Source organism: Nonomuraea sp. NPDC050451, assembly GCF_044458585.1.
Window position 1 is genome coordinate 17,968 of sequence record NZ_JBITHZ010000001.1, and the last position, 21,766, is coordinate 39,733.

Annotated in this window: 19 protein-coding genes; 10 read left to right on the forward strand and 9 right to left on the reverse strand. The window is 71.6% G+C overall.

Going from position 1 to position 21,766, the window contains the following annotated elements; genetic code table 11:
• Positions 1 to 25 precede the first annotated feature (25 nt).
• Positions 26 to 172 (reverse strand): hypothetical protein, encoded by a 147-nt coding sequence (locus ACIBI9_RS00040; protein ID WP_397219679.1) that lies wholly within the window; start codon positions 170 to 172, stop codon positions 26 to 28.
• Positions 173 to 1,304: 1,132 nt separating this feature from the next.
• Between ACIBI9_RS00040 and ACIBI9_RS00045 the strand changes: the two genes are divergently transcribed.
• Together ACIBI9_RS00045 and ACIBI9_RS00050 are read left to right on the forward strand one after the other, a co-directional pair.
• Entirely contained in the window at positions 1,305 to 2,813 is a 1,509-nt protein-coding gene (locus ACIBI9_RS00045) for an AMP-binding protein (RefSeq protein ID WP_397219680.1), read from the forward strand.
• Between the two features lie 367 nt (positions 2,814 to 3,180).
• Positions 3,181 to 3,345: a hypothetical protein gene (locus ACIBI9_RS00050; protein ID WP_397219681.1), complete on the forward strand. Its 165-nt coding sequence runs from the start codon at positions 3,181 to 3,183 to the stop codon at positions 3,343 to 3,345.
• Between the two features lie 113 nt (positions 3,346 to 3,458).
• Here ACIBI9_RS00050 and ACIBI9_RS00055 read toward each other — a convergent pair whose 3' ends face one another.
• Together ACIBI9_RS00055 and ACIBI9_RS00060 are read right to left on the reverse strand one after the other, a co-directional pair.
• A complete protein-coding gene (locus ACIBI9_RS00055; RefSeq protein ID WP_350742493.1) occupies positions 3,459 to 3,785 on the reverse strand; it encodes an AzlD domain-containing protein in 327 nt (108 codons plus the stop codon).
• Positions 3,778 to 4,497: an AzlC family ABC transporter permease gene (locus ACIBI9_RS00060; protein ID WP_397219682.1), complete on the reverse strand. Its 720-nt coding sequence runs from the start codon at positions 4,495 to 4,497 to the stop codon at positions 3,778 to 3,780. The genes ACIBI9_RS00055 and ACIBI9_RS00060 overlap by 8 nt, the downstream gene beginning before the upstream one ends.
• Positions 4,498 to 4,600: 103 nt before the next feature.
• Between ACIBI9_RS00060 and ACIBI9_RS00065 the strand changes: the two genes are divergently transcribed.
• Positions 4,601 to 5,041 carry an Lrp/AsnC family transcriptional regulator gene (locus ACIBI9_RS00065; RefSeq protein ID WP_397219683.1) on the forward strand — a complete coding sequence of 147 codons (441 nt, stop codon included), beginning with the start codon at positions 4,601 to 4,603 and terminating at the stop codon, positions 5,039 to 5,041.
• A 21-nt stretch (positions 5,042 to 5,062) separates the two neighbouring features.
• Here ACIBI9_RS00065 and ACIBI9_RS00070 read toward each other — a convergent pair whose 3' ends face one another.
• Positions 5,063 to 5,890: an aldo/keto reductase gene (locus ACIBI9_RS00070; RefSeq protein WP_397219684.1), complete on the reverse strand. Its 828-nt coding sequence runs from the start codon at positions 5,888 to 5,890 to the stop codon at positions 5,063 to 5,065.
• Between the two features lie 78 nt (positions 5,891 to 5,968).
• Here ACIBI9_RS00070 and ACIBI9_RS00075 point away from each other — a divergent pair, with 78 nt between their 5' ends.
• The gene (locus tag ACIBI9_RS00075; protein ID WP_397219685.1) at positions 5,969 to 6,463 is read left to right on the forward strand and encodes a MarR family winged helix-turn-helix transcriptional regulator; all 495 of its coding nucleotides are present in this window, start codon (positions 5,969 to 5,971) and stop codon (positions 6,461 to 6,463) included.
• Between the two features lies 1 nt (position 6,464).
• Here the strand turns inward: ACIBI9_RS00075 and ACIBI9_RS00080 are convergent, their stop codons facing one another.
• Entirely contained in the window at positions 6,465 to 6,917 is a 453-nt protein-coding gene (locus ACIBI9_RS00080) for a winged helix-turn-helix transcriptional regulator (protein ID WP_397219686.1), read from the reverse strand.
• Positions 6,918 to 6,978: 61 nt separating this feature from the next.
• On the opposite strand from ACIBI9_RS00080, the gene ACIBI9_RS00085 reads away from it, so the two are divergent.
• Positions 6,979 to 8,385: an MFS transporter gene (locus tag ACIBI9_RS00085; protein ID WP_397219687.1), complete on the forward strand. Its 1,407-nt coding sequence runs from the start codon at positions 6,979 to 6,981 to the stop codon at positions 8,383 to 8,385.
• On the opposite strand, the gene ACIBI9_RS00090 is transcribed toward ACIBI9_RS00085, so the two are convergent.
• Positions 8,372 to 9,385, reverse strand: a complete 1,014-nt coding sequence (locus tag ACIBI9_RS00090) for an NAD(P)-dependent alcohol dehydrogenase (RefSeq protein WP_397219688.1) — start codon at positions 9,383 to 9,385, stop codon at positions 8,372 to 8,374. The two genes, ACIBI9_RS00085 and ACIBI9_RS00090, sit on opposite strands and share 14 nt — an antisense overlap.
• Positions 9,386 to 9,499: 114 nt before the next feature.
• Between ACIBI9_RS00090 and ACIBI9_RS00095 the strand changes: the two genes are divergently transcribed.
• A complete protein-coding gene (locus ACIBI9_RS00095) occupies positions 9,500 to 10,288 on the forward strand; it encodes a helix-turn-helix domain-containing protein (RefSeq protein WP_397219689.1) in 789 nt (262 codons plus the stop codon).
• Positions 10,289 to 10,297: 9 nt separating this feature from the next.
• Here the strand turns inward: ACIBI9_RS00095 and ACIBI9_RS00100 are convergent, their stop codons facing one another.
• Positions 10,298 to 13,552, reverse strand: coding sequence for a glycosyl hydrolase 2 galactose-binding domain-containing protein (locus ACIBI9_RS00100; protein ID WP_397219690.1), 3,255 nt, complete (start codon positions 13,550 to 13,552; stop codon positions 10,298 to 10,300).
• A 138-nt stretch (positions 13,553 to 13,690) separates the two neighbouring features.
• On the opposite strand from ACIBI9_RS00100, the gene ACIBI9_RS00105 reads away from it, so the two are divergent.
• The 3 genes from ACIBI9_RS00105 to ACIBI9_RS00115 are packed head-to-tail and all read left to right on the forward strand — an operon-like array spanning position 13,691 to position 15,912.
• Positions 13,691 to 14,203: an RNA polymerase sigma factor gene (locus tag ACIBI9_RS00105; RefSeq protein WP_397219691.1), complete on the forward strand. Its 513-nt coding sequence runs from the start codon at positions 13,691 to 13,693 to the stop codon at positions 14,201 to 14,203.
• The gene (locus tag ACIBI9_RS00110) at positions 14,203 to 15,249 is read left to right on the forward strand and encodes a CU044_5270 family protein (protein WP_397219692.1); all 1,047 of its coding nucleotides are present in this window, start codon (positions 14,203 to 14,205) and stop codon (positions 15,247 to 15,249) included. Before ACIBI9_RS00105 ends, ACIBI9_RS00110 begins: the two co-directional genes overlap by 1 nt.
• Before the next feature lie 54 nt (positions 15,250 to 15,303).
• Positions 15,304 to 15,912: a hypothetical protein gene (locus tag ACIBI9_RS00115; protein ID WP_397219693.1), complete on the forward strand. Its 609-nt coding sequence runs from the start codon at positions 15,304 to 15,306 to the stop codon at positions 15,910 to 15,912.
• Between the two features lie 3 nt (positions 15,913 to 15,915).
• Here the strand turns inward: ACIBI9_RS00115 and ACIBI9_RS00120 are convergent, their stop codons facing one another.
• Both ACIBI9_RS00120 and ACIBI9_RS00125 read right to left on the reverse strand, forming a co-directional pair.
• Positions 15,916 to 18,678, reverse strand: a complete 2,763-nt coding sequence (locus tag ACIBI9_RS00120; protein WP_397219695.1) for a poly(A) polymerase — start codon at positions 18,676 to 18,678, stop codon at positions 15,916 to 15,918.
• On the reverse strand, positions 18,678 to 20,483 hold the full coding sequence (locus ACIBI9_RS00125; RefSeq protein WP_397219696.1) for an RNA ligase family protein: 1,806 nt from the start codon (positions 20,481 to 20,483) through the stop codon (positions 18,678 to 18,680). Before ACIBI9_RS00125 ends, ACIBI9_RS00120 begins: the two co-directional genes overlap by 1 nt.
• 238 nt (positions 20,484 to 20,721) lie before the next feature.
• On the opposite strand from ACIBI9_RS00125, the gene ACIBI9_RS00130 reads away from it, so the two are divergent.
• On the forward strand, positions 20,722 to 21,669 hold the full coding sequence (locus ACIBI9_RS00130; protein WP_397219697.1) for a glycoside hydrolase family 11 protein: 948 nt from the start codon (positions 20,722 to 20,724) through the stop codon (positions 21,667 to 21,669).
• Positions 21,670 to 21,766 lie beyond the last annotated feature (97 nt).

Below are 21,766 nucleotides of genomic sequence, written 5' to 3' on the forward strand. Positions count from 1 at the left end.
AGGGATCTTCAGGTTGCCGACTTCGTCACGTTTGAGCCGAGGTTTTCGGCGTGGCGTGGAAGACGCCCGGCCCCTCTCGCCCGCGGGCGGTGGAGGTGTCGCCGGCCGCCTGGGGGCGGCGCGGTGGCCGGGCTTCGGCGCGGCGGCGGGTGGCGGCGGTCTGCCGAGCCATGACCGCAGGTCCTCGCATGAGCCGTGCGGTACGGCCGGAGCCCCGCCGCGGCGGGAACCGCCCGATGTGCGGTCCGCCGCTCCCGGGAAGCGGTCGGCGCGCACGACACGGCCGCCACCGCCGGCGGCCGAGCCGGGGCGGTGGACCGGTAGCTGGGAGGCGTCCACCGGCGGGCGGTCGCCATGGGTGAGAACGGAAAGGATCCCCTGCCCCCTTCGAAGTCGATGACCCGCGGCAACGCTACGACCGGACGGCGGAGGGCCTTCCGGCGGCGCGGCCGCCCGGCAGGGAAAACAGGCCCGGCGACGCGGGGACGGGTTTCCCGTGGTTCACCGCGATTTCACTGACAATCCGATAAAGATTGAGTACGGCAGCGCCTTTCGCGCTCTCGCCGGTGCCCGTGAATTCCTGTAACATGTGCGGCCACGTCTCCATCATGCGTATCAGCGGCTTGCGTCGCCGGTGTGCTGCGAAAACACACCGTCCCGCAGACCTTGCACCCCGACCGAATCGCAAACGGGCGCCAAACCGTCACGGTAATGTTATGCGCCGGTCCGAGTCAAGGAAAGGCCGCCTTGACGGGGCGGCTCCGGACAGGCGTGGATCACTGTAGTCCGGAATGCCAATAGCCGTAAACCACGGGCCGGGTGATTCTCCGCCGCAAGGGTGCTCAACTGGGGCGATGAAGCCCGTCTCTTTTCGGGTGGCCGTTTTCTGGAACGTACCAAATGGGCCGTCGGTAATCGGCCGCGACCGCTCCTCTTGCGATGTTGTCGCATCTGGAATCTCCGGAAACCCCCGCAGGTGAACAGTCCTCCCCGCCCTCGGGGTTGTGAACATTGCACAGAATTCCAAGATCATCTATGGCGTGAGTTGGCCGCCCCCCTACGATGATCGCCGGACCGGGCCCGCCGCCCTGGTCGCGGTCGGGAGAGCCGGTGGGGCCCGACGGATCCGGGGGCCTACGCGGCAGGGGCACCCCTAGATAGGGGGGGTATAGGGGGTCAGCTCGCCGGGGCCCGAGCGTAGCTTCGGAATCGGCCTGGCCGGCTTCCGGTGGCACGCGCATGCGTCCCGGCTGCCGGAGAAATTCCTTTCCCCGGCTCGAGGCGGGAGGCACATATTGAACGGGTTGAATTCCACGGCGTATTCTCCGCGGCCGCGGCTCATTCACGAACTGCTGGACGAGGCGGCCGCCATGAATCCGGACGGGACCGCGGTGCGCGACGCCCGCGGCGGCTGGAGCTATCGGCGGGTCGTCGAGCTCAGCCGAGCTTTCGCCGCCTGGCTGGCGGCCGCCGGCGTCGAACCCGGCGACCGGATCATCGTGCAGCTGCCCAATCTGCGCGAGACCGTCCCCATCCTCTACGGCGCATCGCGGCACGGCGTCGTCTTCGTGCCCCTGAACCCGGGGATGAAGGCGTACCACCTGCGGTCCGTCATGGAGGACTCCGAGCCCAAGCTGGTCATCGGGGCCGGCGAGGCACTGCGGGAGACCGCCGACGTGCCCGTTTACGGGATCGACGAGCTCTGGAAGGAAGTGGAGGCGTTCGCCGGGCGCCCCGTCCCGGGCGGGCCGGCCAAGGTCCGGCCGGAGGACGTCGCGGTCCTGATGTACACCTCGGGCAGCACGGCGGCGCCCAAGGCGGTGGTGGGCCCGCACGCGCAGGTGACGTTCGCGGCGTCGGCCATCAACGCCGTGCTCGGCTACCGCCCGGGGGACGTCGTCTTCTGCCGGTCGCCGATGTCCTTCGACTACGGGCTCTACCAGATCTTCCTGTCCGCCCTCGGCCACGCCGAGCTGGTGCTGGCGGGCGAAGGGTCCGACCTGGCGCTGCTGGGCCAGCTCCAGGAGTGCGGCGCGACCGTCGTGCCGATCGTGCCCTCGCTGGGCGCCATGCTCACGACCCTGGGCAGGCGGGCCCCCGGCTCCGTGCCCAGCGTGCGGATGTTCACCAGCACCGGCGCCGCCCTGCCGGCCTCGACCATCGAGGGCCTGCGCGAGTGCTTCCCCGGCGCCCGGGTGGTGCGGATGTACGGGGTCACCGAGTGCAAGCGGGTCACCATCATGGAACCGGAGCTGGAGCGGGAACGCCCCGACTCGGTCGGCCGCCCCCTGCCCGGCACCCGCGTGCTGATCCTCGGCGACGACGGCTCGCCGCTGCCCGCCGGTGAGACCGGGGAGATCGTGGTGGCCGGGCCCAACGTGATGGCGGGTTACTGGCGCGCCCCCGAACTGACCGCCCGCGTCTACCGCCGCGACGAGGCCACCGGCGAGACCCGCCTGCACACCGGCGACTACGGTTTCCTCGACGAGGACGGCTACCTCTACTTCGAGGGCCGGCGCGACGACATGTTCAAGCGCAAGGGCACCCGGATGAGCACCATCGAGATCGAGGCCGCCGCGATGGACATCCCGGGCGTCCGGGCCGCCGCGGTGCTGCCTCCGGGCGAGCGGCACGATCTCGCGATCCTCGTCGAGGGCGACCTCGCCCCCCACGTGGTCCTGCGCGAGCTGGCGCAGCGGCTGGAGCCCGCGAAGGTGCCCGCGATCTGCCGCGTCCTGCCCTTCTTCCCTCTCACCCTCAACGGCAAGAACGAGCGCAAGGACCTCGTACGGTTCCTCGAGGAGAAGCCCTGAGCACTCCCCGGCCCGCCGGCCACCGCCGGGGGCCGGGGAAGGGCGGGGCCGGCACCGCCGAATCGGCCGGGGCCGCGCGGGCGCGGCGCCTCCGAACGGGCCGGGGCCGCGCGGGCGCGGCGCCTCCGAACGGGCCGGGGCCGCGCGGGCGCGGCGCCTCCGAACGGGCCAGGGTCGCGCGGGCGCGGCGCCTTCGGCCGGGGTCGGGCCTGGGGAAGGCTTTGCCTCCGGCCGGGAGACGCCGCGGGCCGCGCCCGCTAGCGTGAGAAGTGCTTCATGCGCCGTACTGGCGCTTCCCGGGAACCCATGTCGACGCTCCGTCAGCCCGCATCAGCCGGGCCCTCATCACCTCACGGAGTGATCTCTGATGCTCGAACGTCTGCTCGTCGCCGCCACCCTGGCGGCGTCCGTGCTCATCGGCTCGGTCTCGCTCTCCGCTCCATCGACCGGTACGGCCGGCGCCGCCGCGGTGGCGCAAGCCCCGGCCGTGATCCCGCCCGCTCCGGTCCCTCCGGATGACGACGACGAGTAGGAGGTCTGCCGCCGCATCGGCATCCGTCGCCCCGCGAGGCAGCTCCTCGCGGGGCGATCCCGCGTGCCGGGGTTGTCCGGAGTTGCGCGCTGAACGACCTCTGAGGGCGCGGGTCAGAAGGCGTTGACCAGGACGACGTAGGCCGCGGTGCCGATCCCGACGCTCAGGATCGTACGGCGGCCGAACGCGAGGTGGACCCCCGCGGTGACGGCGACCGCGAGCAGCGCGTACAGCGTCGCGCGCGGCTCGGCCGCGATGGTGCCGTGCAGGGCGGTCACGGCGAGGATGGCGAGGATGCCGACCGGCATCCACACCGACAGCTGCCGCACGATCGCCGAGCCGCGCAGCGTGCGCAGCACCGCGAAGGGGACGGCGCGCAGCGCGAGGGTGATCGCGAAGACGATCGCGAGGACGGCGACGAGGTAGGCGGTGCTAGGCATCGGCGGCCTCCGGGGTGGATCGGCGGGCGGTGAGCGCGTGCCGCACCAGCAGCAGCGCCACGAACAGCAGCAGCGCGGTGAACATGGCGACCCCCGGGGTGAGGACGAGCGCGAGGGCCACGCTCGCCCCCGCCAGCAGCACGGAGGGGATCTCCCGCCGGGAGCGGAACGCGTCCAGGGTGAGCACGGTGAACAGGGCGCACAGGGCGAACTCCAGGCCCTTGATCGGCGCGGGCAGCGCCGCGCCGATGGCCACGCCGACCAGGCCGCCGCCGACCCAGTAGGTCTGGCAGGCGATCTGCATCGCCAGCAGCCGGGCCGCCGAGCGCTCCGCCGCGGGCAGCGAGGCGTTGACGGCGTAGGCCTCGTCGATCATCGCGTAGACGGCGTACGCCTTGGCCAGCCGGTTCTTGACCAGGTCGAGCGGGAAGGAGAAGGCGTAGAAGACGTGCCGGAAGTTGACCACCAGGACGGTCAGCGCGACGGCGGCGAGTGGCGTGACGGTGGCCATCATGCCCACCAGCAGCAGTTCGAGCGATCCGGCGAACGCCGACAACGACAGAGCGGGGGCCAGCCACCAGGAGAGGCCGGCCTGGATGACCAGCAGGCCGAGGGCGATGCCCAGCGGGAAGATCCCCAGCCCCGCGGAGAAGGAGTCGCGTACCCCCGCGGCGATCTGCTCTTTCCGGGTGGTCGGGGGCGGAGCGGTCATCTGGGGCGAAACAACATCTTGCACCCCTCCATGGTCTCGCAGAACGCGCGACATGTGGTTGCGAATATTGCTCATCGAGGTGCCGACAGTGCAATCTTCTCTCATGGATACGACCGACCGAGCAATCATCGCCGAGCTGGAACGGGACGGGCGGCTGACGAACGTGGAGCTGGCCCAGCGGGTCGGGCTCACCCCCGGGCCGTGCCTGCGGCGCGTCCAGCGGCTGGAGGCCGACGGCGTCATCCGCGGTTACCGGGCGGTCATCGATCCCACCGCCGTGGGCCGCTCGTTCGAGGTCCTGGTCGACCTCACCCTCGACGCCCAGGACGCGGAGACCGTCGAACGCTTCGAGCAGACCCTGGCGCGGGCCGCGGAGGTCATCGAGCTGCGAAGGCTGTTCGGCAGCCCCGACTACTTCGTCCGCGTGGCCGTCGCCGACCTGGCCGCCTACGAGACCTTCCTCAGCACCCACGTCATGACCATCCCGCGGATCAGGAACATCACCTCGCACTTCACGATGAAGAACGTCAAACCGGCTCCATAGCCCGGCCTCCGTTCAGGAGGGTTATGACGCCCGGTCCAGCCGGGCGAACTGCTCGTCGGTCAGCGTGAGACCCGCCGCCGCGACGTTCTCCGCCAGATGCGCCACCGAGGTCGTGCCGGGGATGGGGAACATGGCCGGCGAGCGGCGCAGCAGCCAGGCCAGGGCGGTCTGGGCGGGGGTCGCCCCGATCTCGGCCGCCACGGTGGCCACGGGGCCGCCGGCCTTCGCGTGGTCGCCGACGGCGATCGGGAAGAACGGGACGAAGGCGATCCCGTGCTTGCCGGCGTAGTCCACGACCTCCTCGTGGGTGCGGTCGGTGAGGTTGTAGAGGTTCTGGACGGCGGCGACGGGGGCGATCCCGCGCGCCTCCTCGAGCTGGTCCACGGTCACCTCGGACAGGCCGATGTGGCGGATCTTGCCCTCCTTCCGCAGTTGCGCCAGGGCGCCGACCTGGTCGGCGAGCGGGACCTGGGGGTCGACGCGGTGCAGGTAGTACAGGTCGATCGCGTCGCGGCGCAGGCGGCGCAGGCTCAGCTCGGCCTGCTGGCGCAGGTACTCGGGGCGCCCCAGCGGAATCCACTCCTCGACGCTCGGCCGGGTCACGCCGCCCTTGGTGGCGATCACGACGTCGTCGGCGTAGGGGTGCAGGGCTTCGGCGATGAGCTCCTCGTTCGCGCCCAGGGCGTAGGCGTCGGCGGTGTCGATGTGCTTCACGCCGAGCTCGACCGCGCGGCGCAGGACGGCCAGAGCGCCCTCCCGATCGGCGGGCGCCTCCCAGATCGTGCCGTCGGCCGCCAGCCGCATGGCGCCGAAACCGATGCTGCCCACTTCGAAGTCGCCAATTTTCATGATTTCTCCCTAAAGGTTGAGCGTTCAAGTGTGGACGCTACACCTCAAAGGTTGAGAGTTCAAGCTAGGATGGGCGGCGTGGAGACACGGTGGCTCGACGACGGCGAGCAGCGGACCTGGCGGGCGTATCTGTGGACGACCCGGTTGCTCGGCGACGCCCTCGACCGGCAGCTGCAGCACGACGCCGGGATGCCGTACACGTACTACATGATCTTGGCGACGCTCTCGGAGGTCCCCGGGCGGCGCATGTCGATGACCGACCTGGCCGCGCAGGTCTACTCCTCGCTCAGCCGCCTGTCCCACGCGGTGGCGCGGCTGGAGGAGCGCGGCTGGGTGCGACGGTCGCCACACCCGGACAACCGGCGGGTGACCATGGCGGAGCTGACCGACGACGGCTTCGCCGCACTCGCGCAGGCGGCGCCCGCGCACGTGGAGGAGGTGCGCAGGCGCCTGTTCGACCCGCTCACCGGCGAGCAGGTGGCCCAGCTGCACGACATCCTGCGGGCGCTGTGGAAAGGGCTCGATCCCGAGCCTGGCGGGGCCTATCCCGGGGTCTTCGGCCCCGAGGCGTAGCTCAGCGCGCCACGGGGGTCTGGAGCAGGCGCTCCTCCTCGGCCGTCCTCTCGTCGTACGCGGTGCGGGCGTCGGAGATCTCCCGCTGGTGCTCCTCGGTCCACACGACCAGCGACTTGATCACCTCGTGCAGTGAGAAGCCGAGCGCGGTCAGCTCGTACTCCACCCGCGGCGGCACCACCGGATAGACGGTGCGGGTCACGAGCCCGTCGCGCTCCAGCTGGCGCAGCGTCACGGTGAGCATGCGCTGGCTGACGCCGTCGATGGCCCGGCGCAGCTCGGAGAAGCGCATCGTACGCCGGTCGAGCAGGGCGATGACCAGCAGCGACCATTTGTCCGCGACGCGGTCGAGGATCTTCCGTACGTCGCAGTCGGCCCGGGTGTCCCACTGGATGACCTCGTCGTCCTTGGTTCCCGTGCAGTAACCGAGTGCCTTTGAAGTGCCGTCTTCCATTGCTTCCCCATGGTCACGCAAGATTCCTTTGTTACGAAAAAGAACCATAGGAGTCGTTCCTGTGTCCACAACCACGCACTCTTCTTCGCCGTCGTCGTTGCGCATGACCCCCAAGGCCTGGGGGATGCTGTTCGTCCTGTGCGGCGCGATCTTCCTCGAGGGGATCAACGTCGCGATGCTCAACGTGGCCCTGCCCGCCATCCGGGCCGACCTCGGCCTGTCCACGGGTGAGCTGCAGTGGGTGATCAGCGCCTACGTGCTGGGCTACGGCGGATTCATGCTGGTCGGTGGGAGGGCGGCCGACCTGTTCGGCCGCCGCCGGATGTTCCTGGCCTGGCTGGCGGTCTTCCTCGTCGTCTCCGCACTGGGCGGGCTGGCCGGCGAGGGCTGGATGCTCATCGCCGCCCGTTTCGTGGCGGGCGTCGCCGCCGCGGTCATGACCCCCGCCGGGTTGTCCATCATCACCACGAGCTTCGAGGAGGGGCCGCGGCGCAACCAGGCGCTCCTGGTGTACTCCGGCACCGCCGCCGGCGGCTTCTCCCTCGGGCTGGTGCTCGGCGGCCTGCTCGCCGCCGTTGACTGGCGCTGGGTGCTGTTCGCGCCGGCCGTGCTGGCCCTGATCATCCTGGTCCTGGCGGTGCCGCTGATCCCCGCCAGTCCCATGGAACGTTCCCAGGAGCGGAAGCTGGACGTCACGGGCGCGGTCACCATCACCGCCGCCATCATGCTGCTGGTGCTCGGCGTCGAGCGCGCTGCCCACGTGGACGCCGCGTGGACCGCCGGCGCGCTCGTCGCCGGGCTGGCCCTGGTCGCGCTCTTCCTGGTGATCGAACGCCGCTCCGCCGCGCCGCTGGTGCGGCTGGGCATCCTGCGCTCCGCGCCGCTCGTCCGCGCCAACCTCGCGGGGCTGCTGTTCTCCGGGGCCTTCTTCGGCTTCCAGTTCATCGCCGTCCTGTATCTCCAGGAGGTGCGCGGCTGGACCTCGCTGCAGACCAGCCTGGCCATGCTCGCGGTCGGCGCGGACGCCGTCCTCGCCCCGACCCTGACCCCGCGGCTGGTCAACCGGTTCGGCAACGCGAGGGTCATCCTGGCCGGGCTGCTGCTCGCCGTGCTCTCGTACGTGTTGTTCCTGCCCATCGGCACGGACACCGTCTACCTCGCGATGTTCCCCACCATGATCCTCCTGGGGGTGGCGTTCGCCCTGGCGTACGGCCCGCTCACCATCGTCGCCACGGACGGCGTGGACGAGAGCGAGCAGGGCCTGGCCGGCGGGCTGCTCTACACCTCCTTCCAGTTCGGCGCGGCGCTCGGGCTGGCGGGCAGCACCACGGTGATCGTCGCCGTGGCGGACGCGGGGGACCTGCTCGGCGCTTACCGCACCGCGCTCGCCGTGCCGATCGCCGCCGTCGCCCTGGCCGTCGTGGTCAGCGCTTTCGGCCTGCGGAGCGAGCGGGTCAGGCGTGGCTGATGATCACTTTGCCGAAGCCGCCGCCTGACTCGCAGTAGGCGAAGGCGTCCGGGACCTGCTCGAACGGGAACACCCGGTCGATCACCGGGCGCAGCCGGTGCGCCTCGACGGCCCGGTTCAGCTCCAGGAAATGGGCCCGGCTGCCGGTGGCGATCCGGCGCAGCACCGAACCGGCCATGAACAGGGTGGCGGGGTCGATGGGGGCGGCCCCTTCGGCGCCGGACAGCCAGTAGCCGACGAAGGCGACCTCGCCGCCGGCCGCGACGGACCGCAGCGACTGCTCCAGCGGCCCCGTCGCGTCGACGACGCGATCGGCTCCCCGGCCGTCGGTGAGCGCGTGCACCTCCTTCCACCAGTCCGGGTTCTCCCGGTAGTTGATCACCTCGTCCGCCCCGAGGGCCCTCAGCCGCTCGGCCTTGGCGGGGCCGGACGTGGTGACGATGACCCGGGCCCCGGCCAGCTTGGCGAAGAGCAGGACGAACAGTGACACGGCGCCCGACCCGAGGGTCAGCACGGTGGAGCCGGCGTGCGGGGTGCCGCCGGAGGTCAGGCAGTTCCACGCGGTCACCGCCGCCAGCGGCAGCGCCGCGGCCTCCTCGAACGACAGGTGCTCGGGCAGGTGCACGACGCCGTCCTCGCTCAGCAGCGCGTACTCGGTCAGCACGCCGTCGATCATGGTGCCGAGCTGGGCGGCGTCCTCGCGCCGGAACGGGCCGTCCAGCCAGCGCGGGAAGACGGTGGCCGCCACCCGGTCACCCGGCTTGACCCGGGTGACGTCCGCGCCGACCGCCACGACCTCTCCCACTCCCTCACAGCCGGGCACCACGCCGGGGGTGACCGGCAGCGGGTACTCCCCGGACAGCACCCGCAGGTCGCGGAACCCGATGGAGTTGGCGCGGATCCTGACCACGATCTGCCCGCGCCCGGGTTCGGGCTCGTCGCGGTCGTGGAGCGTCAGCCCGGCGAGGCCACTTCCGGGCACAAGGCGGTAGCTCTTCATCTGATGTCCTTCCGGCTCTGCTTGAGTGGACACGATCGTGCGGGGCGGCCAGGACGGCCGGCAATTCCCTGGAGGGAATCGCGGGCCCGCACGGAGACCGGATAGAACGGAGCGGTGAGCAGCACAACCATGGAGAACGGCGTCGGCACGGAGCTGCGACGCTGGCGCGGGCTTCGCCGGGTCAGCCAGCTCGAACTGGCCACGCTGGCCGGCACGACCCAGCGCCATCTGAGCTTCATCGAAAGCGGCCGCTCCCGGCCGGGGCGCGCGATCGTGATCCGGCTGGCCGAGTCGCTCGGGCTGTCGCTGCGGGAGCGCAACGACCTGCTCACCACGGCCGGCTACGCGCCGGTGTTCGCCGAGTCGGGCCTGGAGGAGTCGGCGCTGCGGCCGGTCCGCGCCGCCCTCGAACAGATCCTGCACGGCCACCTGCCGTATCCGGCCCTCGTCATCGCGCCGTACGGCCGGGTGGTGGCGGCGAACGACGCCGTCGAGGTGTTCACCGAGGGCGCGGCGCCCGAGCTGCTCGAACCGCCGGTCAACATGCTGCGGCTCATGCTCCATCCGGACGGGATGGGCCCCAGGGTGCATAACCTGGGCGAATGGGGCCGGCACGTCATCGAGAACCTCCGTGCCAGGGCCCGCCGGAGCCCGGACCCGCGCCTCGACGACTTCGTCGCCGAACTGGCCGGGTACGTCCCCCAGGCGCCGGTCGGGCCCGAGCATCTCGGCTTCGCCGTCCCCATGAGGCTGGCCTCGGCGGACGGGGAGCTGCGCCTCATCACCACGCTGACCTCGTTCGCGACGGCGACCGACGTCACGCTCGCCGAGCTGCACCTGGAGGCGTTCCTGCCCGCCGACCAGGCCACCGCCGAGCTGCTCCGGCGCCGGGCCGAGCGCTGAGCGGTGAGGTCAGCCCACCGAGAGGCGGTCGACGTTGGGGCCTCCGTTCGACGTGGTGGCGGTGGCCCTGATCTTGTTCACCCCCTGGGCGAGTTGGGCGATCAGGGTGACGGTCTGCCAGGTGGTCCAGGCGCCGGTGCCGTTGAAGTCGCGGGTGACCGAGGTGCCGTTGACCGCGATGGCCATCGGCCGGTTCGCCGTGGTGCCGTTGGCGAAGCGGAACTCCAGGGTGACCGGCCCGGCAGTCGCGGCGTTCACCGTCCACTCCACATAGCTGCCCGTCACGTTGTCGTAGTTCACGAACCCCGTGCCGGTGTAGCCCGCGTGGTTGGACTCCACCACGCCCTGCGAGATCGTCGCGTCCTCCGCCTGGTGGACGGCGGGGCCGCTGCCGGTGGTCTCGGTGACGGCGTTCGACGGTCCTGAGGAGTTGCCCGCCGCGTCATGGGCCTTGACCGTGAACGTGTACGGCGTGCCGGCCGCAAGACCGGAGACCGTGGCGGTGGTGCCGGTGACCGTCGTGGCCAGGGCGGTGCCGTTGTGGACGTCGTAGCCGGTGACGCCGACGTCGTCGGTGGAGGCGTCCCAGGCCAGCGTGACGCTGGACGAGGTCTTGCCGGTGGTGCGCAGGTTGCCGGGCACGGACGGGCTCTGGGTGTCGGGCGGCCCGGTCGGGACGGTGAGCGTCGCGGTGTTCCACCCGGCCACCCGCACGCTCGGCGAGCCGGTCAGGTCGGAGGCCCGGTACGTGGCGGTGAGGGTCTTGGATTCCCCCGGCCAGAGGCTGATCGCGTTGTCCGACCACTGGATCGGCAGCACGGGCTTGCCTGCCGCGTCCACCACGTCGGCGTCCAGCATGAAGGCGGGAACGGCGCCGGTGCCGGTGTTCTTGATCGTCACGGTGACCCTGCCGTCGGAGGGCGTGGAGGCGGTGGCGGTGATGGGGGCCTGGGCCAGGCCGTTGAGGCCGGTCAGGTTGGCGTAGCGGGAGGTCGGGACGTAGTACCAGTCGTTGTTCGCCCAGTCGATCACGTCGTCCGAGGTCGACAGGGCGTAGACGTTGCGGTCGATCTCCTGGCCGCCGCGCAGCAGCGTCAGCCGTACCAGGTAGGTCGTCGAGAGCCCGCTGACGGCCGGTACGGTCACCGCGGTCGCCTTGCCCCCGTCGGCGGGGACGCTGACCGTCGCGGTGTTGGTGTACTTGGCGGACCCGTCCATGTTGAACACGTCCGTCTTGACGGTCAGGCCCGAGACGGCCGAGATGCCGGAGTTGACCACGACGACGGACTTGTTGTCGTACGAGTACTGCACGTGCAACGGCTTGTTGGCCTCGCGGGCGCCCCAGTAGGAGCCGCCCTGGTCCAGGTAGTAGTCGAAGAGCTGCCAGTGGAGCGAGGACCAGCCGCTGTTGAGCATCCAGTAGATGACGCCCGTGGACGGGTTGCTCGAGTCAGTGAAGTTACGGCCGTAGGCCTCGAACTGCGCTCGGACCGCCTCGTACTGGGCGAGCTGCGCCTTCTTCATGTAGTCCGTCAGGCCGGACGGCACGCCGTACCTGCCTCTGAGGGCGTTGTGATAGATGGTCAGGTCGTCGAAGGTGCTCGACGGCGAGCGGTGATACTGCGTCGCGCTCGGGCTCTGCCAGAGCGAGTCGATCTGTGCGGCGGTCATCATGCGCCTGAGCGAGTCGAGCGTCGGGACGTCGGGGCCGGCGCCGGTCTCGGAGTTGAAGCCGAACGCTCCGCCCTCGCGCTTGTTGTACCAGTAGCTCGGCGGCACCCAGTCGTACGGGCCGGGCATCTTCATGCCCGAGTTGCCCAGTTGCGGGCTGGACTTGTCGGAGGCCACGGGCACGATCGGGAGCTGCCACTCGGCCGCGGTGAGGGCGTCGAGGTAGTTGCCCTCCTTCTGGGCCGGCGGCGGGTTGTCCGAGCCGATCAGGAACGAGATCACGCTGGGGTGGTTGCGTAACCGGGTGGCCTCCGCCTGCATGGACGCCTTGGCGATCGGGTAGTCGGAGCTGCTGAAGGAGCCTTCCCACTTGTCGCAGCACTCCCAGCCGGGCAGGGTCAGGATGCCGTACCTGTCGGCCAGGTCGTAGAGCTCGTCGGTGTCCAGGTGGCCTTCGACGCGGATCGTGTTGAGGCCCAGGTCCTTGACGTAGCGGATCTTGTCTTCCAGGTAGCCCAGGTTCTTGCGGAGGAAGATGTCGGGGGACCAGCCGCCGCCCCTGATCAGGATCGGCCTGCCGTTGATCCTGTAGTAGCGGCGGCCGCTTGCGTTCTTGCCCGACTCCACCTTGCGCACGCCGAAGCGCTGGGTCAGCGTGTCGCTCTCCACGCCGCCGGCCGTCGCTGTGAGGTTCAGGTCGTAGAGCGGCTGGGCGCCCATCGTGTGCGGCCACCACACCTGCGGGTCGACCAGCGTCTGGTTGAACGTGATCCGCTTGGTCTGGTTCGCGGCCAGCGCCACGTCCTGCGAGAACTCGAGCGAGCCGATCGTCCCCTTGACGGTGGCGTTCACGGCGCTGCCGGTGGCGTTGCGGACGTCGACCTTGACGGTGAGGTCGGCGCGGTCGAGCGCCGGCACCGCGAGGTTCGTGATCACGTGCGCGTCGCGCAGCGAGACGTCGGCGCTGCGCCTGATCAGGACGTCGCGGAAGATGCCCATGTTGTCGTCGCGCGGTAGCTGCACCCAGTCGATCCAGCCGATCGTGAGGTGGTTGTCGGGGTTGTTCGGGTTGACGCGGAAGGCCACCGAGTTGGCGCCCGGGTGCACCAGGGCGGTGACGTCCCGTTCGTTGCGGGTGTAGGCCCCGGCCACCTGGGCGGCGGTGGCGACCTGGGTGCCGTTGACCCACACGTCGGCGCTGGAGATCACGCCGCTGACGTCGAGAAAGGTCCGCAGCCCGGACTCGTCGCCGAGGGTGAAGTCGGAGCGGTACCACCACGGCACGTCGAAGTCCGCCGTCGGGATCGACTGCATGTTCGTGGAGTAGAACGGGTCCGGGTAGACGTTGTTCCGCAGCAGCCCGGCCAGCACGGTCGAGCGGGGGCCCACCGGATACCAGCCGGTGGCCGCGTAGCCGGGCGTGGAGATCGTGGCCCCGGAGTCGGACACCTTCGCCGAGGACTGGATCTTGTATCCCGTCAGGGCGGTCGTCGCCGGTACGGCCCGCGCGACCGCGCCCAGCGCCACACCTCCCGCGTTCACCAGCAGTGCACAGGCCGATAACAGGATGAGGATGAGCCGAGAGCGCGCCATGGGTCCCTCGCTAGGCTGGTCTATTCGTTAATAAACCTTCTTAACAAACAAACCGGATCCCGTAAATGGAAAAATTCCTGGGAAGACGCGGCTCGCTGCGGGCAAGAAGGGATGTCCATCTCATTCGGGAGTCCTTGAGTGATCACTGCCCCTGACGCGTTCGAAGCGGTCTTCGACGCCCACTACGAGGAGATCCGCCGCTACATCGGCCGCCGGGTCGGCCTCGACGTGGCCGAGGACCTCGCGGCCGAGACCTTTCTGATCGCCTTCGATCAGCGTGAGGCGTTCGATCCGTCGTTCGGAGAGATCAGGCCGTGGTTGTACGGCATCGCGACCAACCTGATCGGGCGGCACCGGCGTACGGAGGTGCGCCGGTACCGCGCGCTGGCGAGAACCGGGCCGCCGCCCGACGACGACGGGCCGCATGACCGGGTGATCGACCGGCTCACCGCCGAGGTGGCGGTCGGGCGGCTGGCCAAGGCGCTCACCAAGCTCTCGGCCGGCGAACGTGACGTGGTGCTGCTGGTGGCCTACGGCGGGCTGGACTACGCCGAGGTGGCCGCCGCGTTGAGGGTCGCCGAGGGAACCGTCGCCTCGCGGCTGAGCAGGGCCAGGACCAAGCTGCGTGCGGCGCTGGGGGTGGAGGCGTGATGAAGGAGTTCGAGTTCATCGACCGGGTGATGCCGGACGTGCCGCCGCTCTCGCCGGCGCAGCTCGCCGCCGCGCGAGCCCGGCTCGCCGCGGCCGGCGCCGCCCGGGCCGCCGGGCCGGCCCGCGGCCGGCGCCCGGCGGCGTACGGCTGGAGGGGGATCGCGCTCGCCGCGATGGCCGTGGTCGTCGTGATCGGCGTGGTCGCGTTCCTGGCGCCCTCGGCGGGACGGAAACCGGTCGCGTCCACCCCAGGGCAACTCCTGAACGCGGCAGCCGACAAGCTCGCGGCGCAGCCCCAGGGCAGCGGCCGCTACTGGCGGCTGGAGACCGAGCAGGTCATCCGGACGAAGAGCCCGCAGGGTTTCCTCGTCGAGGAGCGCAGCAAGGACGTGCTCATCCTCGGGCGGAACCACGACGCGTACAACTGGTACGAACCCGTCTCGGCCAGACCCTACGACGCCGCGGCCGCAGAGGCGTGGAAGCGGGCGGGCTCCCCGAAGCTCTGTCCCGCCCCGGACTGCGACCCCAAGCTGCGCTTCTACCCGCAGCGCACGCTGAAGAGGTCTCTGAGGCTGGCGCCAGGGTGGCAGCCGACCTTGGAGGAGCTGCTCGCGCTTCCCCGTGAGGCGAACGCGCTCAGGACCGAGGCCCTGAAGCACGTCCCGATCGGCTACGACAAGGGCCCGGACGGCTGGGTGCAGGAAGCGGGGCTCCGGCTCGTCGCGGATGTCCCGGCGACCCCGGGCACCCGGGCTGCGGCCTACCGCATGCTGGCCGCCCTGCCCGGAGCCAGAGTGGTCGACGACGTCCGCGATCCTTTGGGTCGCCGAGGGGTGACCCTGCAGCTGCCCGTCAACGATGTCATCCGCGCTCAGCTGGTCATCGACCCGGGGAGCGGCGGGCTGTGGGCGGTGCAGCTGGTCGCGCCCCAGCCCGGCCTCCCGCAAGGCCTCCCGGCGCAGGCCTCGATCATCGTGCGGACGGGGTGGAGCGATGCCCGGCCGGTGCCGCCGCCCGGCTGCAGAGGCTGCCAAGGCCGGTACTGAGGCCGGGCCACGGGCGATGGCGAACCGATCTTCGCCGCGGTACGTCAATAGGGCATGACATCACGCGTTCTCGCCCTGCTCGCGCTCGTGGCAGGGCTGGTCGTGTTCACCGGCGGCACGGCGTCCGCCTGCCAGTGTGTGGAGCGGACCCCGAAGGATCGGATGGAGGGCGCGGTCGCCGTGTTCACCGGCACGGTGACGCGGGTCGGCGTGAGCCCGGACGAGAGCGGCGGAGGGCACGTCATCGCCGTCCTCCGCGCCGACCACGTCTACAAGGGGCAGGCCCGCGAGTGGTTCCGGGTCTCCACCCGTAAGGAGGGGCCGGCCTGCGGGTACGACTTCGCCGCGGGCAGCCGCCACCTGGTGTTCGCCGGCGGGCGCGACGAGGAGCTGACCACGTCCAGCTGCTCGGGCAGCAAGCAGGTGCCGGCCGGCGACCGGCCGCTGCGGCGTGACGACGACGAGGGGCTCACCAGGCAACTGATCGTCGCCCTGGGAACCCCCACCCGGGTCCGCCACACCTCCACCGCCGAGCCCGTCGCCGCCGAGCCCGCCGGTCCGGACGGGCGCACGGGCGTGCTGGTGGCCGCCCTGGTGGCGCTGGGCGCCGTGGCGCTCGCGGCGGGAGGCGGCTGGGCGTACCGCAGACGCTCCTCCCGCTGACCGTCAGGTCAGGGTCGGTACGGCGCCGCACTCGGCCCGTTCGACCGCGACGCCGGGCAGGCCCCTGACCCAGCGGCCGGTGATCTCGCCGAGCCGCGCGGCCTGCGGGGGAGTGCGGCCCAGCCCGATGGCGTACCGGGTCGATCGGGGACCGGTCTCGAACGGGCGCGGCCAGGCGTGGACGTCCCGGATCCCGGCCTCCTCCAGGGCGGCGAGCAGGTCCAGCATCCGTCCTCTGACGCGGCCGAGCGTCGCGTCGAGCTCCTCGGGGCCGTCGGAGCGTACGGTCAGCACCGCCCAGGCGGCGTGGCGCCGGTGGAGGGGCGGCGGTGCGAGCAGCTCGGCGGAGCGGCCGTTCTCGGTGAGCTCCCAGGCCTGGTAGAGCTCCTGGGCGAGCAGGTCCAGGCCGCCGGGGGTGACCTGGCGGGCGCAGTTGCGGATGGGGGCGCTGGGCGTCATCACCGCGATCGGGTCCGGCTGGGGCGGGGCGGGGCCGAGGGCGACCGGGTCACGCCAGTTCCAGGCGGCCCACGTGCTGAAGAAGAGGCTCAGCAGCTCGTCGGCGGGCAGGTCGCCGCTGTCGCGTACGGTGTGCGCGGCCATGACCGTCCAGGCCAGGCCGGGCAGCCCGCCGAACGGGGCCGAGTCCAGGCCGCGTGCCCGCGCCCACGCCTTCACCCGCCTGGCGAGCACGGCGAAACGGGCGTGGTGCCCGCCCACGGCGGCGCGGATCGCGTCCGCGTCGCTGACCGCGCTCAAGGCGATGGCGGCCGCCTCGCCCAGCTCGCCGCGGCGGGCCGGCGCCTGCTCGGGAGGCAGCGATCCGGTGGGGACCACGGTCAGGTCCACCTCCAGCCCGTCCGTACGGAACCGCAGGCCCGGCACCCGCGCGCCGATCACCTGGCGCAGCCGGGCGACGTCGGGCAGCGCGGCCCGCACCCGGCCTTCGACCTCGGCCATGTCCGTTTCGCCGGGCAGCGCGGCCACCAGGTCCAGGTCCGCGCCGGGGAGTTCGCAGCCCATGCGCCGGGATCCGGCGACGGACACCACGCCCGGCCGCAGCGCCTCCGCCAGCCGCCGGGCCACCCGATCGGCCGGGTCATTCCGCCGCTCCTCTCCGCCGGTCGCGGGCTCGGCGACCCAGCGGATCTCGCCCGTGCCCAGGGCGACGCGCGCCCGGGGGCGCATGGGCTCGTCCGCGCGGCGCGACAGCAGCACCAGCTCTCCCACCTGCGCCGTCATCCCGGCCAGGCGGATCGGGTCGTCCGTTCGGCCGAGCGTCAGGTGCGGGGTGAAGCCTTCGGGGCGTCCCTCGCAGCGGGGGAAGCGCCGTTCGAGCGCGCGACGTAGGCGGGCCCAGGGCGCGGGGTCGCCGGCGGCGGGGTCGAGCCAGGCCGTCGAGTGGTCGCGATGCCGGAAGGCACGCACCCCTTCCAGCCTGGCGGTGAAGGGCTCGACCTCGGACGCCGCCGCGGCCAGCAGGGGCGCCGCCGTCTCGAACTCCGACTCCGGCACGAAGCCGAAGAGCAGGTTGACGTGCGGCGGCCAGCGGTCGATCTGCGGATCGTGCGCGCGGCGGACGGCCTGGATCGGCGGCCACAGCTCCTGCGGCGGTATCCACGCCACCGCCGTCCGCGCCGTCGGCGGCACGTCGAGCACCCCGCCGGGCTCCGCACCCTTGAGGTCGAGGACCGCCTCCACCCCGTAGTGGTCGGAGATGTACAGCCCCTCGGAGGTGGGCGTGTCGCCGCGCAGGGCCGCCGAGATCACCCGGGGCCGGCCGCGGAGCATGATCCGGTCCAGGCGTGAGGCGCGGCCGGACAGGGAGGCGAGCGCCGCCAGCGGGTTGGCGTGGGGGTCGAAGGTGGGGGTCTGGTCGGGTCCGTGCGCCTCCGTCCAGGCGTCGCGGAGGCCGAGCGTGGACGCGGGGGTGTCCGTGCCGTCGTTGAAGTCGCCCAGCAGGATCAGGTCGCCGTCCACGGCGGCCAGCCCCTCGGCGATCCTGACCAGCTCGGCCCGCCGCCTGGCCGCGCCGTCGCCGGAATGGTCGCTGGTCAGGTGGGTGGCGGCGACGACGAGGACGCCGGTGGCGGTGTCCACGGCGATGGCGGCCACCGACTTGTGCGGGCCGAGCTCGTGCCGGGCCGCCTCCCGTACGGGCAGCCGGCTGAGCAGCAGCAGGCCGCTGTCGTCGACGTCCGGGCCGTACGGGTCGGTGCCGAGGGTGTAGCCGGCGCGTACCCAGGGGGCGGCCAGCAGCATCGACAGCAGCGCGGGCTCGACCTCCTGCAGGGCGATGACGTCGGCGTCGGCCTCCTCCAGGGCCGCGAGGAGCAGGGGACGGCGCCGGGCGGTGTCGATGCGATCGCTGTCGTAGCGGTCCCACAGCGTGTTCCACGTCAGCACGCGCGGAGCCGCGTGGCCGGAGCGCCCTTGTCCGGTGGCGGGGCGCCATCCGCCCGCCGGAGCCCAGGCGTACGGGGTTCTGGCTGTGAAGAACGGCGGCCGCAGGCGGAGCGGGTCGCGTGCCCGGCCGGCCTCGCAGGTGTCGACGCGGTCCAGGCCCGTGGCGCGGTCCCAGACCAGCTCGCCGTCCGCCTCGACGAACAGCACCCGGTGCCAGGGGATGTCGCCTCCCGGGGTGAAGGCGGGCAGCGCGACGCGCTTGGGGGCGGCGTTCCGCTGGCCGACTCCCAGGACGAACCGGGACGGGTCGAACCGCGGGTCCCAGCGGATCCGGTGGTAGATCTCCTCACTGGTACGCATCACGCCTCCGCCCCTTCCAAGCTTCCGTCCACGTCGTCGACGGTGCCGTGCGCCCCGACGTACCAGGTGCGATGGGCCTGCCCGGGATACGGCGGGACGAACCGGCGCGCCTGCGCGGCCAGCACGTGCGAGGGCACCGGATGGGCGCGGCGGGCGTTGCGCCGGTGCAGCTCGTCCTCCTCCACCAGGACGACCGCGTGCGTGGTCAGCGCGTCGCGGCGGCGGGCCACGGCGTGGACGAGGGAACGCTGGTGCTGGTTGAGCGAGGTGGCGTCCCACACCACGGTGCCGCCGGCGGCCAGGGCGGCGTCGAGCCGGTCTAGCCCGTCGCCGAGCACCTCCCGGTTGGCCCGCTGGTCCGCCCGCGAGCCCCGGGCCTGGCGCAGGTCGTCCAGCGACAGGTACGCGTCGATCCCCGGCAGTCCGGCCGCGAACGTGCTCTTCCCGCTGCCCGACGGCCCGACCAGCTGCACCAGCCGGGGAAACGGCCTGGAGCGCCACCGCCAGGTCGCCGCCACGGCCTCCTCGACCGTCGCGACGCGTCCCCTGGCCCAGGAGTCGCGGGCCTCCGCCCAGCACCGGTCGGCCGCCTCCGCGCCGAGTCCGGCCAGGGCCTCGCGCAGGCCGTCGCGTAACGGCTCCAGCGGCTGCGGGGCGAGCAGCCCGGCGTCCTCGGCGTGCAGGGCCGACCATTCGACCTGCTCGCGGGCCTGGACACTTTCGTCGTCCGCGCGCCCGGCCAGCACGGCCGCCGCCACGGCGTGCAGCACGCCCAGGTCGGCGGCCAACGCCATGCGCCCCAGCCCGGCCCGCCGCTCCTCGTCCGGGTACGGGCGGTGCAGCGCACCGTGCAGCCCGACCAGGTCCGCGACCCGCCGCGCCGGCCTCATGCCCAACGGCCCCGCCAGCCGCGCCGCCAGCCTGGCCCGCGGCATGGCATGCGACGCCACGGCCAGCACACCCGCCAGCCGGGCCTCTCCACGTCGGCCGATCGCGTCCAGCCGCGCCGCCACCTCGGCCACCGCCTCCCGAGCCGCCGCTTGCCGAGCCGCCGCTTCGCGAGCCGCCGCCTCCGGGAGCGCCGCCTCCCCGGCCACGCCTTCTGCTTCGGGGCCGGGCAGGTCCACCGCGGTCAGCAGGGCGCCCACGTCGGGGTCCGCGCCCGAGCGCACCGACCACAGCGCAGCGGCCGGGCCCAGGGCGTTCGGCACGACGGTGGCGTGCATCCAGTGCGTGTCCGTCCGTACGTGCCGCGGCCGCACCCACTTGGCCACCCGCCCCGCGAACTCCTCCCGCCCGAACCCCTCGGCGGCCCGCACCACGTAGCCCTCCTGCCGGTCCAGGTCCAGCCGCAACCCCCGCAGCGCCCGCTCGTCGAAGCCGCCGCGCCACAGCACCGGCGGCACCGGGATCCCCAGCCCACGCAGGAAGGCGACCGTGCGATCCCAGTCCAGGCACCGATCGCCGTCCCAGACCGAGAACCCGTAGAACCAGCTCTCCAGCCCCTGGTAGGCGATGGAGTGCCGGGCGTACATGTTCTCCCCGCACACGCGCCACCCCGCGGGGATCCGTCCGCCGATCCGCCCCTGCAGCCCCTTCACCCACGCCCGGGACGGATGGTGGGCCGAGTCCAGCGACCTGGCGTGCATCCCGTCGGCGTACAGGGTGGTGTTCTCCCCGTCGAGCTTCTCGGTGACCACGACCTCGCGCCCGCGCAGCCCGGACAGGTCACCCGCGCGCACGTCGTCCGGGGTCGCACCGGGCGACCAGGGCAGGTGAGGGGTACGCGGATAGTGCACGCGCATGATCCCTCCCCCGTTCGGCCGGAGTCACTGTACAAGCGGCAGGAAACACGCCTCCATCGAATAAACCGTCATTTCGGAGGGTGCACGAAACTTTCACCGGCGCCTCTCATCCGCCGACCAGGTCAGATGACTCTCTGAGGTCTTGGTGACTGACAAGGCTTTTGACAGCTCAACGAAGTCACACCGATACTTTCGCCACAACTCCGATAATTTCGGAACCGTCGCGAGGAGGAAGCACATGCTCATCGCCCGTGCCTGCGCCTTGGTCGTGGCGCTGGTCGTCGCCATCGTGATGCCGCCCGGCATCGCCAGCGCGGCCCCCATAACCTCCAACCAGACCGGCACCAACAACGGCTACTTCTACTCGTTCTGGACCGACCGACCCGGCTCGGTGTCCATGAACCTGGGATCCGGCGGCAATTACAGCACCTCGTGGAGCAACACCGGCAATTTCGTCGCCGGCAAGGGCTGGAACCCCGGCGGACGCAGGACCGTGAACTACTCGGGCAGCTTCAACCCGTCCGGCAACGCGTACCTGGCCCTCTACGGCTGGACGAGGAATCCGCTCGTGGAGTATTACGTCGTCGACAACTGGGGCACCTACCGGCCCACCGGCACGTACAAGGGCACGGTCACCACCGACGGCGGCACGTACGACATCTACCAGACGACGCGGTACAACGCCCCCTCCATCGAAGGCACGCGAACCTTCAACCAGTACTGGAGCGTCCGGCAGTCGAAGAAGACAGGCGGAACCATCACCGCCGGCAACCACTTCGACGCATGGGCCCGCTACGGGATGAACCTGGGCACCCACGACTACATGATCCTCGCGACGGAGGGCTATCAGAGCAGCGGAAACTCCAACATCACGGTGGACGGCTCCTCTTCCGGAGGAGGCGGCGGCGGCAACCCCGGCGGCGGCTGCACCGCGTCGTTGTCCGCGGGTCAGCAGTGGAGCGACCGCTACAACCTGAACGTCGCCGTCAGCGGCTCCGGCAACTGGACCGTGACGATGAACGTGCCCTCCCCGGCGGCGATCATCGCGACGTGGAACATCACCGCCAGCTACCCCAGCGCCCAGGTGCTGACCGCCAGGCCCAACGGCAATGGCAACAACTGGGGCGTGACGATCCAGCACAACGGCAACCGGACCTGGCCGACGGTCTCCTGCAGCGCGAGCTGACCGCCGGCCGTACCGGAAAGATCTTTCCGGGCCCGTTCCTCTCGACCATGATTGCCCGCTGGGTCACAATCGGCGCTGGTGCCACAAGCACGCTACA